At 59.5% G+C, this 12,153-nt stretch carries 14 protein-coding genes and 1 other RNA gene; 7 read left to right on the top strand and 8 right to left on the bottom strand.

Features of this window, described 5'->3' with window-relative positions:
- Positions 1-82 precede the first annotated feature (82 nt).
- From ACYAR8_RS25345 to ACYAR8_RS25365, 5 genes are all read right to left on the bottom strand, one after another.
- Entirely contained in the window at positions 83-1,084 is a 1,002-nt protein-coding gene (locus ACYAR8_RS25345; RefSeq protein ID WP_108121160.1) for an extracellular solute-binding protein, read from the bottom strand.
- Positions 1,085-1,358: 274 nt separating this feature from the next.
- Positions 1,359-2,579 carry a 2-octaprenyl-3-methyl-6-methoxy-1,4-benzoquinol hydroxylase gene (locus ACYAR8_RS25350; protein ID WP_463581399.1) on the bottom strand — a complete coding sequence of 407 codons (1,221 nt, stop codon included), beginning with the start codon at positions 2,577-2,579 and terminating at the stop codon, positions 1,359-1,361.
- A gap of 49 nt (positions 2,580-2,628) precedes the next feature.
- Complete coding sequence (gene ubiH, locus ACYAR8_RS25355; RefSeq protein ID WP_074892587.1) at positions 2,629-3,816, bottom strand: 2-octaprenyl-6-methoxyphenyl hydroxylase; 1,188 nt, start codon at positions 3,814-3,816, stop codon at positions 2,629-2,631.
- Positions 3,813-5,147: a Xaa-Pro aminopeptidase gene (pepP, locus tag ACYAR8_RS25360; RefSeq protein ID WP_074892586.1), complete on the bottom strand. Its 1,335-nt coding sequence runs from the start codon at positions 5,145-5,147 to the stop codon at positions 3,813-3,815. The genes ubiH and pepP overlap by 4 nt, the downstream gene beginning before the upstream one ends.
- Positions 5,148-5,228: 81 nt before the next feature.
- Positions 5,229-5,786, bottom strand: a complete 558-nt coding sequence (locus ACYAR8_RS25365; RefSeq protein ID WP_074892585.1) for a YecA/YgfB family protein — start codon at positions 5,784-5,786, stop codon at positions 5,229-5,231.
- Between the two features lie 149 nt (positions 5,787-5,935).
- Here ACYAR8_RS25365 and ACYAR8_RS25370 point away from each other — a divergent pair, with 149 nt between their 5' ends.
- The 4 genes from ACYAR8_RS25370 to ACYAR8_RS25385 all read left to right on the top strand — a co-directional run bounded on the left by ACYAR8_RS25370 (position 5,936) and on the right by ACYAR8_RS25385 (position 7,406).
- Positions 5,936-6,145 carry a TIGR02449 family protein gene (locus ACYAR8_RS25370; protein WP_037016503.1) on the top strand — a complete coding sequence of 70 codons (210 nt, stop codon included), beginning with the start codon at positions 5,936-5,938 and terminating at the stop codon, positions 6,143-6,145.
- On the top strand, positions 6,142-6,465 hold the full coding sequence (locus tag ACYAR8_RS25375; protein ID WP_065987460.1) for a cell division protein ZapA: 324 nt from the start codon (positions 6,142-6,144) through the stop codon (positions 6,463-6,465). Before ACYAR8_RS25370 ends, ACYAR8_RS25375 begins: the two co-directional genes overlap by 4 nt.
- A gap of 31 nt (positions 6,466-6,496) precedes the next feature.
- A non-coding RNA gene (gene ssrS, locus ACYAR8_RS25380) (6S RNA) lies at positions 6,497-6,675 on the top strand.
- A gap of 101 nt (positions 6,676-6,776) precedes the next feature.
- A complete protein-coding gene (locus ACYAR8_RS25385) occupies positions 6,777-7,406 on the top strand; it encodes a 5-formyltetrahydrofolate cyclo-ligase (RefSeq protein ID WP_463581400.1) in 630 nt (209 codons plus the stop codon).
- 51 nt (positions 7,407-7,457) lie between these two features.
- Here ACYAR8_RS25385 and ACYAR8_RS25390 read toward each other — a convergent pair whose 3' ends face one another.
- A complete protein-coding gene (locus ACYAR8_RS25390) occupies positions 7,458-7,607 on the bottom strand; it encodes a hypothetical protein (RefSeq protein ID WP_108121165.1) in 150 nt (49 codons plus the stop codon).
- A gap of 194 nt (positions 7,608-7,801) precedes the next feature.
- On the opposite strand from ACYAR8_RS25390, the gene ACYAR8_RS25395 reads away from it, so the two are divergent.
- Complete coding sequence (locus tag ACYAR8_RS25395; RefSeq protein ID WP_463581401.1) at positions 7,802-8,251, top strand: EVE domain-containing protein; 450 nt, start codon at positions 7,802-7,804, stop codon at positions 8,249-8,251.
- Positions 8,252-8,268: 17 nt separating this feature from the next.
- Here ACYAR8_RS25395 and ACYAR8_RS25400 read toward each other — a convergent pair whose 3' ends face one another.
- A complete protein-coding gene (locus ACYAR8_RS25400) occupies positions 8,269-8,679 on the bottom strand; it encodes a flagellar basal body-associated protein FliL (RefSeq protein ID WP_205485272.1) in 411 nt (136 codons plus the stop codon).
- A gap of 135 nt (positions 8,680-8,814) precedes the next feature.
- On the opposite strand from ACYAR8_RS25400, the gene ACYAR8_RS25405 reads away from it, so the two are divergent.
- Positions 8,815-9,792, top strand: a complete 978-nt coding sequence (locus tag ACYAR8_RS25405) for an NADPH:quinone oxidoreductase family protein (RefSeq protein WP_463581402.1) — start codon at positions 8,815-8,817, stop codon at positions 9,790-9,792.
- A gap of 65 nt (positions 9,793-9,857) precedes the next feature.
- Here the strand turns inward: ACYAR8_RS25405 and ACYAR8_RS25410 are convergent, their stop codons facing one another.
- Positions 9,858-10,493, bottom strand: coding sequence for an energy transducer TonB (locus tag ACYAR8_RS25410; protein ID WP_463581403.1), 636 nt, complete (start codon positions 10,491-10,493; stop codon positions 9,858-9,860).
- 253 nt (positions 10,494-10,746) lie between these two features.
- On the opposite strand from ACYAR8_RS25410, the gene ACYAR8_RS25415 reads away from it, so the two are divergent.
- The gene (locus tag ACYAR8_RS25415; RefSeq protein ID WP_463581404.1) at positions 10,747-11,889 is read left to right on the top strand and encodes an acyltransferase family protein; all 1,143 of its coding nucleotides are present in this window, start codon (positions 10,747-10,749) and stop codon (positions 11,887-11,889) included.
- Positions 11,890-12,153 lie beyond the last annotated feature (264 nt).

A 12,153-nucleotide genomic window follows, 5' to 3' on the forward strand; every position in this document is an offset into this window, starting at 1 on the left:
TGTGTCGGACACCTTTCAGGTCACAGACACATACCCTTCGCGGGCAAGCGCGCTCCTACAGACGGGTGCTGCCTGGATGCGGTCAGTTCCAGCCCGCACGGTCCATCATGCGAATCGCCTCGGCCTGCCGCCGACCCGCCACTTCAACCGGGATCGTGTCGGCCTTGAACGCACCCCAGCTCGCCACTTCTTCAGACGGTGCGACTTTCGGGTTGGCCGGGAATTCCTGGTTGGTGCCGGCGAATATCGCCTGGGCTTCGGGGCCCGTCATCCATTCCACCAGTGCTTTGGCGGCGTCTGGGTGGGGCGCGTACTGGGTCAGACCAATCCCGGAAAGGTTGACGTGCACGCCACGATCCGACTGATTGGGCCAGAACAGGCGCACAGCAAGGTCCGGATTATCCTTGTGCAAACGACCGTAGTAGTAGGTGTTGACGATGCCGACGTCGCATTGGCCGGCATTGATGGCTTCCAGCACTGCGATGTCATCGGAAAACACGTCGGTCGACAGGTTGTTCACCCAGCCCTTGAGGATCTTCTCCGATGCGTCGGCGCCGTGGGTTTCGATCAGCGTGGCGGTCAGCGACTGGTTGTAGACCTTCTTGGCGGTACGCAGGCACAGACGCCCTTCCCACTGTTTGTCAGCCAGCGCTTCGTAGGTGGTGAGTTCTTCAGGTTTGACGCGATCGGTGGAGTAGGCAATGGTCCGCGCGCGCAGGCTCAGACCTGTCCAGCTGTGGGTGGAAGAACGGTATTGCGACGGAATGTTTGCGTCGATGACCGGCGAAGTGAACGGCTGCAGGATGCCCATCTGCTCAGCTTGCCAAAGGTTGCCTGCGTCGACGGTGAGCAGCAGGTCAGCCGTTGCGTTCTGGCCCTCGGCCTTGATGCGCTGCATCAGCGGCGCTTCCTTGTCGGTGATGAACTTGACCTTCACGCCGGTTTTGGCGGTATAGGCATCGAACACCGGTTTGATCAGCTCATCGATTCGGGAGGAATACACCACCACTTCATCTGCGGCCTGGGCGGTGCTGCCGAGCACGGTTAATGCCAGGGCAGCCAAAAGACGCTTGCTCGCCTGCATGCAGGTTCTCCTGATTCGAGAGAGGGGAAAAACGAGGCGAAATGGTAGTGAATCGCATCTGCCATCTCAACCGAAGTCAGGATTGAGCCGTTACCGGATGTTGCGGAGTACCAGCGGTGCCACACCCAGACTCACTGGATACGCGCGCATTTCAGTGGGACCGGCTTCAGCCGGGAAGAGGCCAGCATGAACGCCATCAGATTTCCGGCGTAACGAAAGGCGCTTTCCCGGCTAAAGCCGGTCCCACGGTAAAGCGCGGGCAAGTGCTGTGCCGTCAGAGCTTTGCAAGGGCTGGCAAATCCCCGGTCAGGCCCAAGGCCTGGCGTACGAACAACGCTTTGGCTTCTGCCGAATGATCGACCATCTTCAGCCCGGCGTTACGCAACAGGCGAACCGGCAGCGCGTCGGACTGGAACAGTCGTTCGAAACCTTCCATCGCCGCCATCAACGTCAGGTTATGCGGCATGCGCCGACGCTCGTAACGGCTCAACACACGCTCATCGGCCAGACGTTCGCCGCGCTCGAACGCACTACGCAGCACTTCGGCCAGCACCGCTGCGTCCAGAAAGCCCAGGTTGACGCCCTGCCCCGCCAACGGATGGATGGTGTGCGCGGCATCGCCGATCAGCGCGAGGCCGGGCGCCACATAGCGCTTGGCATGGCGTTGACGCAGCGGTACGCAAAGCCGCGAATCGGCAGAAATCACCTGCCCGAGGCAGCCTTCGAACGCGTTCTCCAGCTCGCGGCAGAAGGGTTCGTCGTCAAGCTTCATCAAGCGCTCGGAATGCTCCGGCGTCACCGACCAGACGATGGAACACCAATGCTCACCCTCTCGGTCGAGGGGCAAAAAAGCCAGCGGGCCGTCGTCAGTGAAACGCTGCCATGCAGTTTTGCGATGGGAGTCCGCCGTACGCACGCTCGTCACGATAGCGTGATGCAGGTAGTCCCACTCCCGCGTCGCGGTGCCCGTCATGCGCCGCACGGTCGAGTTGGCGCCATCGGCCGCGACCACCAGCGGCGCGCGCAACGTACGGCCGTCGGAGAGCGTCAGAAGCCAGTCATCGCCGGAGTGACGCATCTGCTCCAGACGCACGTCTGCCAACAAGCCAATGCCGCTGTCATGCAGACGTTCGACCAATGCATCCTGCACCACGCGGTTTTCAACGATGTGCCCAAGCACTTCGGCGTGAACACTGGAAGCTGAAAAATGCACCTTGCCCGTGCCGCTGCCGTCCCACACGTGCATGTCGCTGTAGGGGCTGACGCGCCGCGCAACGATGCCCTCCCAAACGCCAAGCCGCTCGAGAATGCGCTGACTCGCGATGGACAGCGCACTGACCCGAGCCTCGAATGGCGCGTCGGCCACGAACGGTTTGACCGTCAGGGGACCGCCATCCACCACAAGGATGTTCAGCCCACTGTCTCGCAGCGCCAGCGCGAGCGCACTCCCCACCATCCCGGCCCCGACAATCAGCAGATCTGCGCGCGTTTCCATGCTTTAAATCGTTCTCGGTTGTGGCAAAGGCCACGAATGAATGGAGTGTTCAGACATCGCTTCGTGTTCCCAGGCCCATGGCCTGACGGGCGAACCAGTTCTTGGCCGAAGGCAACAGATCCAGGCCCAGGAGCCCTAGATTACGGCCCGCAGTTACAAGTGACTGCTGACTGCTGAACAGCCGGGTGACTTGATCGGAAAAGCCGACGGTCAGTTTTTGATCAACCCGCTGGCGCTCGCGATAGGCCTGCAACGTCGACAGCTCGCCGAGCGATGCATCACTGGCCAGCAGCGCCTCGGCCAGGGAGGCAGCATCACGCAGGGACAGGTTGAAGCCCTGTCCCGCAATGGGATGCAGACTGTGGGCGGCATTCCCGAGCACCACCAGATGAGAGCGGATCTGCTCTTCGGCTTCGATCAGCGCCAGCGGATAGCTATGGCGCGCACCCACTTGCTTCAACGCGCCCAGCCGGTAGCCGAAGACGCCCTGCAGTTCTTCCAGGAAGCTTCGGTCGTCCAGCGCCATCAGCCGTTGAACGTCATCGCCGGTGCGCGTCCACACCAATGCGCAACGGTTATCCGGAAGTGGCAGCAACGCCATCGGGCCATTTTCGGTAAACCGCTCGAAGGCCTCACCCCCGTGTGCGTCTCCCGGCGTGATGTTGGCGATCAGCGCGCTCTGATCATACGGCGTGTGTCGCACGGCAATGCCCAACTGCTCGCGCAGGCTGGAACGGCCACCATCGGCCAGTACCGCCAGGTCGCAGGTGAGCTGAGTTTCGTCATTGAGGGTCAGTTGGTAGCCGTCGGGCAGCGCCTGCATGTGCGTGACCTCGGCCGGCACCCGCCAACTGATCACGTCCTTGTCCAGCGCCTGCCACAGGCATTGGCCCAGCCAGGCATTTTCAACCACATAGCCCAGGGCCGGAACGCCTTCCTCCATCGAAGACAGGTGCGCTGCGCCAAACCGGCCTTTGTCGGAAACGTGAATCTTGAGAATCGGCTCGGCGCGGCGGCTGATCTGCTGCCACAGGCCCAGGCGTTCGTAAATCTGCCGCGCGCCGAACGACAGCGCTGATGAGCGAGCGTCGTAGCTGGGCTGGTAGGTGTCACCGGGTGCAAACGGCTCAATCAGCACAATTTTCCAGCCGCGCGCTTTCGCACCGGCTTGCAAGGCGAGCGCCAGGCTTGCGCCGACCAGTCCGCCACCGACGATGGCCAGATTAAAGCGGCTCATGCGGCTTGGGTTCGTGCGGCGGCCATCAAGGCCTCGATATCGGCAACGGTCTTTGGCACATCGCCCGTCAGGATTTCACAGCCTTTTTTGGTCACCACGACGTCATCCTCGATTCGAACGCCAATCCCGCGCCATTTTTTGGCGACGGTCTGATTGTCAGGGGACACATAAATACCGGGCTCGACCGTCAGCGCCATCCCGGCCTCCAGCACGCGCCATTCGCCGCCGACCTTGTATTCGCCGACGTCGTGCACGTCCATGCCCAGCCAGTGCCCGGCGCGGTGCATGTAAAAAGCTTTGTACGCTTCAGCGGCAATCAGTTCATCCACCGCGCCTCGCAGCAGCCCAAGTTCAACCAGGCCTTCGGTGATGACCCGAACCGTCGCCTCGTGGGCCTGATTCCAGTGATTGCCGGGTTTGATCGCCGCAAACGCCGCTTCCTGGGATTTGAGCACCACCTCGTAAATCGCTTTTTGTTCAGCGGAGAATTTGCCGCTTACCGGGAAGGTACGTGTGATGTCACTGGCGTAACAGTCGATCTCGCAACCGGCATCGATCAGAACCAGGTCGCCGTCTTTGAGCGGCGCGTCGTTTTCCTGGTAATGCAGGATGCAGGCATTGCGCCCCGACGCAACGATGGAACCATAGGCCGGCATCTTCGCGCCGCCTTTGCGGAATTCGTAATCCAGCTCCGCCTCAAGGCTGAACTCGTACAGCCCCGCGCGACTGGCCTGCATCGCCCGCACGTGGGCACGGGCCGATATCTGCGCAGCCTCGCGCATGACCTTCACTTCAGCCGCGGATTTATACAGGCGCATGTCGTGCAGCAGGTGATCCAGGGCCACGAACTCTTTCGGCGGCTGCGCACCCAGATGCGCCTTGGAGCGGATGACGTTGATCCACTCCATCACATGGCGGTCGAATTCGGGATTGCTGCCCATGGACGAATACACCCGATCGCGCCCCTCGATGAGGCCGGGCAGGATGTCGTCGATGTCGGTGATCGGGAAGGCATCGTCGGCGCCGTACTCGCGCATCGCGCCGTCCTGACCTGCGCGCAGGCCGTCCCACAGCTCGCGCTCGGGGTTGCGCTCGCGACAGAACAGGACGTACTCACCGTACTCGCGGCCGGGGATCAGCACGATCACCGCTTCAGGTTCGGGGAAACCGCTCAGGTATTGAAAGTCGCTGTCCTGGCGGTACACATGCTCAACGTCCCGATTTCGAATCGCCACAGCCGCCGCGGGCAGAATGGCGATACTGTTGGGCTCCATCTGCTCCATCAACGCTTTGCGGCGGCGGGCATATTCGGCTTTCGGGATATGAATCATCGGCAAGTGCGGTTCTCCGGGAGGTGCGCTTCGGCCACCGCCGCGCAAAGGCGGCGTAGCCGAAGCAGCAATGAGGCGCGGTCAGTGCAAAGACGGTTTGGCTTCGTCTTCAGCGTCGGTTTTCTGGTTGAACTCGGTGAACAGCAGCAACGGCGCAACACGCAGGTACTCCATGACTTCCATGTAGTCGCTCTCGCCGTCTTCGGACTCGTCCAGCGCATCATGAACCTGAGCGATGGCGGCCAAGTCTTGCAGCACGTCTCTGGCATCATCACTCAGTGACTGACCACCAACGCGGGCGAAGCCGCTGAGGAAACCCTGGCACCACTGGGCCATGGCGGCGGTGCGGGCAGCGAGAGGCTCATCATCGCCGGGCAAAAGCAACACGACGGTCATGTCGTCGCCGGTCAGTTCGCTTTTGACCATTGCCTGCAGGCCGATCAGGGCCTGGCGCACTTTGTCGTCAGGCTCTGTTTCCAGCAGCAGGTGAGCGTCGGCCAGCCACTCTTCCGCATCGAAGCCTGCGCCGGCGCAACTGCGGCCAAGCAAGAGGCCGTGCAATTCGGCAGGAGATACATGATGACCACTGCTGGTGAGCAGGGTGGCGAAGCCGTTGTACGGGGAATTCTGAATAGGCATGGGCAACTAGGCGCCAAGCGGCGCAATGTCTAGAATGAAGGCCTTGTATCGTAGCACCGGCAGACGCGCCCAAGCTATCAGGCGATGTCCGGGGCGAATCCAGACGCCAGCGCCTGCACCACTCATCTGAAAGTAATCAGTGGAAAACAATGGAAGACAACGACCTGCAAGCGCTGATGGCCCGACTGGAGTTATTGATCAATCGTGTCGAGCAACTAAAAAGTCAAAACGGACTCCTATTAGCTCAGGAAAAATCCTGGCGCGAGGAACGCGCTCAACTCATTGAAAAAAACGAAATCGCCCGGCAAAAGGTCGAGTCCATGATTTCGCGCCTCAAGGCCCTGGAGCAAGACTCATGAGTAATGGCAACAGCATCACCGTGCAAATCCTCGACAAAGAATATTCGATCATCTGCCCGCAAGAGGAGCGCACCAATCTGGTCAGCGCCGCGCGTTATCTAGACGGCAAAATGCGCGAGATCCGCAGCAGCGGCAAAGTCATCGGCGCCGACCGTATTGCGGTGATGGCCGCACTGAATATTACCCATGACCTTCTGCACAAACAGGAACTGCCACCGGCAAAGGCTCAGGCCAATGGTGCCAACAGTGAGCAGGTTCGCGATTTACTGGACCGCGTAGACTTGGTCCTTGCCACGGATTCGGATAAAGCACAAGGCTGATTGTTCGGACATGATTCGGTATACTTGCGACCGCTCCCTGGAGTGCTTGCCAGTCGGTCATGTCCCTGAGCCGATACGCACAACCACGGGGGTTGCACGTTGGGGTTGGTGTGCATGTCCGCTCGACGGAAAGCCTTAAAACCTCCTGCAATCTCCACCTTGAACTTTCGGGTTCAAGGGCTACACCGACAGCGGTTCGTCGGGGAGTCTCGAACCTTCTACCCATCGCCAGGCGCCCCGTCTGGCGGTGGGCATCGTGAATCTGCCTGATTCCACGACATCACTTCTCAAAGCCTCACGGACCCGCCAGCATGACCTCATCCGGCGCCGCTCCCCTCCCAGATTCTTCAAGTCTCTCCCGGCCTCAGTTACGTCGACTGCTTCGCCATAATCGTCGCGCGCTCAGCCCGGCAGAACAGCGACAGGCGGCACAGGGCTTGTACCGTCAACTTGCGCAAAACCCACTCTTTCGCCGCGCCCGGCACGTTTCTCTCTACCTTCCGATGGACGGTGAAATCGACCCGCGCCTGCTGCTTCGTGCCGCTCAAAAACGCGGCAAGACCACCTACCTGCCGGTGCTCAGTGCCTGGCCGCGAACGAAAATGGTGTTTCAGCGTGTGCGCCCCGGGGAGAACTTCAAGCCGAACCGGTTCCGTATCCCGGAGCCACGTATCAATGCCAGGCGACAGCGCAAGATCTGGACGCTGGACCTGGTGCTGATGCCTCTGGTGGGATTCGATCCGGAAGGCGGACGTCTTGGCATGGGTGGCGGCTTTTACGACCGCAGCCTGGCTTATCTCGCGCGTCGTAAAACCTGGCGCAAGCCGGTGCTGCTGGGACTGGCCCACGAGTGTCAGAAGGTAGGGAAGCTGGCGGTCGCCAGTTGGGATGTTCCGTTGGCAGGAACGGTGACGGATAAGCGTTGGTATATGGCGGAATGAATCGTCAGCGATGCGCGCTTCTGCAAGAAAAGCGCGCTGCGAAAACGCGGTTTAGCGGCGGAGCTGTGGCTGTTGTTGCTGAGTGATTTCGACCGGCGCATCTGCCTTGGCGGCCCACAAACTTTGCGCGTAACCGGTGGTGACGATGCCCAAGCCGAACAAAATTGCCAAAACCCACAGTACATCCGGCTTGCGTCGCATTGATCGTCCCCTTTGTAACGAATCAGAATCTGAAATCGATAGCGTTTAAACAAGGCTGCCAGATAGTGCAGCCCTTAAAATGCCGGCATTCTGCGGCAACGTGACGCAACACGCAAATACTGACGCCAGCCGACTGTCGGTTTGTAATCAAAGCGTAGGACAACTTTCCCAAGACCTGTTCAGGAACCTTAGAAATGGCTTATTGGCTGATGAAATCCGAGCCCGACGAGCTCTCGATCAGCGGGCTTGAAAAGCTCGGGCAGACACGCTGGGACGGTGTCCGTAACTACCAGGCCCGCAACTTTCTGCGAGCGATGGCCGTGGGCGATCAGTTCTTTTTCTACCATTCCAGCTGCCCGGAGCCGGGAATCGCCGGCATCGGAGAAATCGTCAAGGCCGCGTATCCGGATCCCACCGCGCTGGACGAAAAAAGCCACTATTTCGACGCCAAAGCCACCGAGGAGAAAAACCCCTGGAGCGCTCTTGATGTGGCATTCGTCGAAGCGTTTTCAAACGTGCTCGGGCTGGGTTATCTGAAGCAACAAGCCGCGCTGGAGCAGATGCCTCTGGTGCAGAAAGGCAGCCGCTTGTCTGTGATGCTGGTGACGGACGAACAATGGGCTGCCGTACTGGGCTTGCGCTGAGTTCAGAATGCCGCGTGTTACTGGGCGATAAAGTTGTTGAACAGCAGATCATCAACCACGGGCTTGCCGGTTTCCTGGGTCAGCACTTGCTGGGTCTGCTTCAGTGCTTCCTGACGCAGTTTTTCCTTGGCATCGACGTTGCCCATGCTGTCGACCGTTTGCTGAGTGAACAGCGCCACCAGCTGATTGCGAATCAGCGGCTCGTTCTGCTTCACCAGTTTCTGCGCTTCGGCGCCAGTCACGCGCAAGGCGACGTCGGCTTTATAGACGTGCAGTTTCGGGCTGCCATCCAGTGAGTAGTTGCCTACGAAGGGTGGCGTCAACGCCACGTAGGAAACCTTGTTTGGATCTTCTTTCTCGCCGCCCTCTTCGGCCAGCGCCGCAACAGGCATCGACAATGCCATCAACATAACAATCCACGCTTTCACAGTCCGCTCCTCAATCCGCTTCGCCGCATAGCTTACTTCAGCTTATGCATACCTATCAGGCCGGGCCATGCTCATTGACCCCACAACCTCGCTACCTGTACTTATCGGCCATCCCCGAAAAAGGAATAGCCCTCGATGAAAGCCGTGCTTTGTAAAGCCTTCGGTCCCGCTGCAGATCTGGTGCTGGAGGACATCCCCAGCCCGGAGCCGAAGAAGAACGAGATTCTTCTGAACGTGCACGCTGCCGGGGTCAACTTCCCGGACACGCTGATCATCGAAGGCAAATACCAGTTCAAGCCGCCTTTTCCGTTCTCGCCCGGAGGTGAAGCGTCGGGCGTTGTGACGGCTGTCGGCGAAAAGGTCAGCCATGTTCGAGTCGGTGACCGGGTAATGGCGCTGACCGGCTGGGGCAGCTTCGCTGAACAGATTGCCGTGGCCGGTTACAACGTCCTGCCCATTCCGGAGGCAATGGACTTTACCACTGCCGCCGCCTTCAGCATGACCTACGGCACGTCCATGCACGCCCTCAAACAGCGGGCCAATCTGCAGGCCGGCGAAACCCTTCTCGTCCTCGGCGCCTCCGGGGGCGTGGGCCTCGCCGCCGTTGAGATCGGTAAAGCCATGGGCGCTCGCGTGATTGCCGCCGCCAGCAGCGCAGAAAAGCTGGAGGTCGCCAAAACCGCAGGCGCCGACGAGTTGATCAACTACAGCGAAAGCAATCTGAAGGATGAAATCAAACGCCTCACTAACGGTAACGGCGTCGATGTGATCTATGACCCGGTGGGCGGCGACCTTTTTGATCAGGCTGTTCGCGGCCTCGCCTGGAACGGTCGACTGCTGGTGGTCGGCTTCGCCAGTGGTCGTATCCCCGAACTGCCAGTCAATCTCGCACTGTTGAAAGGTGCCTCGGTTGTAGGTGTGTTCTGGGGCTCATTTGCCCAACGCCAGCCCCAAGACAACGCGGCGAATTTCCAGCAACTGTTCGCCTGGTTCAGCGAGGGCAAGCTGAAGCCGTTGGTGTCGAAGGTTTACCCGCTGGAGCAGGCGGGGGAAGCCATTGAATCGTTGGCGCAGAGAAAAGCGGTTGGCAAAGTCGTGGTGAGCGTCAGGTAACGTGCATCGCGACCGACCCCGCTCTGAAGAAACGCAGCTCACTTCGCGGAGTTCTCTGCACGCACTTACAGCATCATCCTGACTTGATCAGGCAACACGTCCTTGTAACGCAGTTCCGGATTCGCCCGGCATCGCTGAATCACCTCCGGAACTGCATCTGCCAGCGCATCCCCCAGCGCGAACCTTTGCTCGTCGGGCAGCCTTCTGTAAGTCGCCACCCTCGCGAGTACGCTGTAGGTGTGCCGGAACACGCTCATCTCCACCTGTTCAAGATCAGACGAGTTCTGCTGGAAGTCGTCGAAGCGATTGTTGAATTTCGCGCAGGACAGGTGGCGCAGACTCCGATGCAGCCAAGGCACGTGAGCATTTCCTTCACGCGGGTGGACGAAGTAATGCTCCTGACGCAGCGAAATGACTGCCGGACGCTGCTCACTGACGACCCAGGGTTTAACGCGCCACGTCGGCACCACGTTTACGACGGAGAGGGAAAACAGAGCATGCGAGCTGTCCAGCACCTCAGGCGCGGAAACCCTTCCGTCCTGGTGCGCCTTCAGGTCGTAGACGACCCAGCCGGATACGCCCGATTTCAGCAGCGAATACGGCCAGGCGGGCGCCCTGCGATAGTCATACTCCACATCGCTCTCTTCCGCGCTTGCCTCGATACAAATCGCACACATCACGCATAAAACCCATCTGCTCATCACTGCTGTCACCTGCACACTTTTCCCATGTGCCTCCTGCGTGGGTGCAGAAAGCTGGCGCGCATTTTGTGCACTGGCCCGCGGCGGCAATAGCTCATGACTTCCCAGAGCTGCGTAGGACCGCTCCCAAAATCAACACGTCGCTAAACAACCCGCGACGGCACTTGATGTGTTCCGTATATTTCACGGCCGATACATACCGAACACGAGTCATTCGGTATCGACTCCCATACGAACTGCGGACCCAGTATTGATGACCGTCACTCTGATTTTGATTACGCTGTACGCGTTGTCGATCGCGATATTTTGCCTTGCCACCCGGCGCCTGCCGATCCTCTCCCAAGACGCCCTCCACCGCATTTCGTCGCTGGACGGACTGCGCGGCGTGCTCGCCACCGCAGTCATCGTTCATCACTTCATCGTCAGTTATTACTGGCACGTCAACGGGGTCTGGGAAACCACGGACAGCCGCGTGCTGAACAACATGGGCACGGTACCGGTGTCGCTGTTTTTCATGATCACGGGTTACCTGTTTACCGCGAAGATCTACCGAAGCGAGCCGAAATGGCGGCTGATCCTGTCGTCACGGTTACGGCGGATCTTCCCGATGTACCTCTTCAGCGTCGCGCTGATTACGGCCATCGCGCTGTATCAATCCGCTGACATCAGCGCACCGATCATGGACACCATCAAGTCGCTCGGTCGATGGCTGATTTTAATCGGCAGCCCCATCAACGGTTTTCCGGATACCGTGCGTATCAACGCCTCGGTGCAGTGGACGCTGCTCTATGAAGCGGTCTTCTACCTGTCGCTGCCGGTGCTGTATTGCCTGCTTCGGCGCAAGCTCCCCGGCATGGCCGTCCTGGTCGGGCTGATTGCGCTAGCGTGCCTGTGGGGCGAGTACCACCATCACTTTCACAACCGATTCATCAAACTGTTCGCTGTCGGCATCGCGGTGGCGGTTTTTGAAGACCGGATGCGCCAGTGGAAAATCGACTTCACGGGCGTGCGCTGCACGTTGGTTGCAGTTGCGATACTGCTGATCTGCATGAAGCTCAAATCCTACTCGACGCTGCAGATGCTGATCCTCGGCATTCCGTTTGCGCTGTTTGTGCTCGGCAACAGCTTGCACGGGGTACTGGAGATTCGAGGGTTGAAGATTCTGGGCGAGGCCAGCTTCAGCATCTACCTGCTGCACGGCATCGTCATATACAGCATGTTCAGCCTGCTGGGCGTGTACGACTTCACCACACCGGATCCGCTCAGCTACGCACTGTACTTACCGCTGATCATCCTGCTGACCAGCAGTATCAGCGTCGCGACGTACTGGTGCATCGAGCATCCGTTCCTGCGCAAAGTATCGCCGAGCGCCAAAGCAACCCTGCCGAACGCTTGAGGTTCAAGAACGGGTAACCGATGCGTGCTAGCAGGGGGGTGAACTGAACACCTCGTTCGCCCAGCTGGCCATGCTGCACCGGTGAGCAACTTCTTCGGGCGAACATCCCGCTAATGAACGCTTCTGCGCAAACGTCAATCACTGACTGCCTCCCGACATCCCGGATGCGATGTTCGCAAAGGAATTACCTTTCACCAACGTTTACGGCTTTTTATCCGATGAGAAGCCTTCCTATTTTCTGTAACGAAAATGTAATATTCGGAT

The organism is Pseudomonas sp. HP_01 (assembly GCF_055284355.1).

What these genes read in the sequence shown, in the direction of transcription:
- ACYAR8_RS25385 (WP_463581400.1), top strand. Translation starts at nt 6,777, where the DNA reads ATGACCTCATCCGGCGCCGCTCCCCTCCCAGATTCTTCAAGTCTCTCC.
- ACYAR8_RS25365 (WP_074892585.1), bottom strand. Translation starts at nt 5,786, where the DNA reads ATGCCTATTCAGAATTCCCCGTACAACGGCTTCGCCACCCTGCTCACC.
- ACYAR8_RS25345 (WP_108121160.1), bottom strand. Translation starts at nt 1,084, where the DNA reads ATGCAGGCGAGCAAGCGTCTTTTGGCTGCCCTGGCATTAACCGTGCTC.
- ACYAR8_RS25415 (WP_463581404.1), top strand. Translation starts at nt 10,747, where the DNA reads ATGACCGTCACTCTGATTTTGATTACGCTGTACGCGTTGTCGATCGCG.
- ACYAR8_RS25405 (WP_463581402.1), top strand. Translation starts at nt 8,815, where the DNA reads ATGAAAGCCGTGCTTTGTAAAGCCTTCGGTCCCGCTGCAGATCTGGTG.
- ACYAR8_RS25390 (WP_108121165.1), bottom strand. Translation starts at nt 7,607, where the DNA reads ATGCGACGCAAGCCGGATGTACTGTGGGTTTTGGCAATTTTGTTCGGC.
- pepP (WP_074892586.1), bottom strand. Translation starts at nt 5,147, where the DNA reads ATGATTCATATCCCGAAAGCCGAATATGCCCGCCGCCGCAAAGCGTTG.
- ACYAR8_RS25395 (WP_463581401.1), top strand. Translation starts at nt 7,802, where the DNA reads ATGGCTTATTGGCTGATGAAATCCGAGCCCGACGAGCTCTCGATCAGC.
- ACYAR8_RS25350 (WP_463581399.1), bottom strand. Translation starts at nt 2,579, where the DNA reads ATGGAAACGCGCGCAGATCTGCTGATTGTCGGGGCCGGGATGGTGGGG.
- ACYAR8_RS25370 (WP_037016503.1), top strand. Translation starts at nt 5,936, where the DNA reads ATGGAAGACAACGACCTGCAAGCGCTGATGGCCCGACTGGAGTTATTG.
- ACYAR8_RS25410 (WP_463581403.1), bottom strand. Translation starts at nt 10,493, where the DNA reads ATGAGCAGATGGGTTTTATGCGTGATGTGTGCGATTTGTATCGAGGCA.
- ubiH (WP_074892587.1), bottom strand. Translation starts at nt 3,816, where the DNA reads ATGAGCCGCTTTAATCTGGCCATCGTCGGTGGCGGACTGGTCGGCGCA.
- ACYAR8_RS25375 (WP_065987460.1), top strand. Translation starts at nt 6,142, where the DNA reads ATGAGTAATGGCAACAGCATCACCGTGCAAATCCTCGACAAAGAATAT.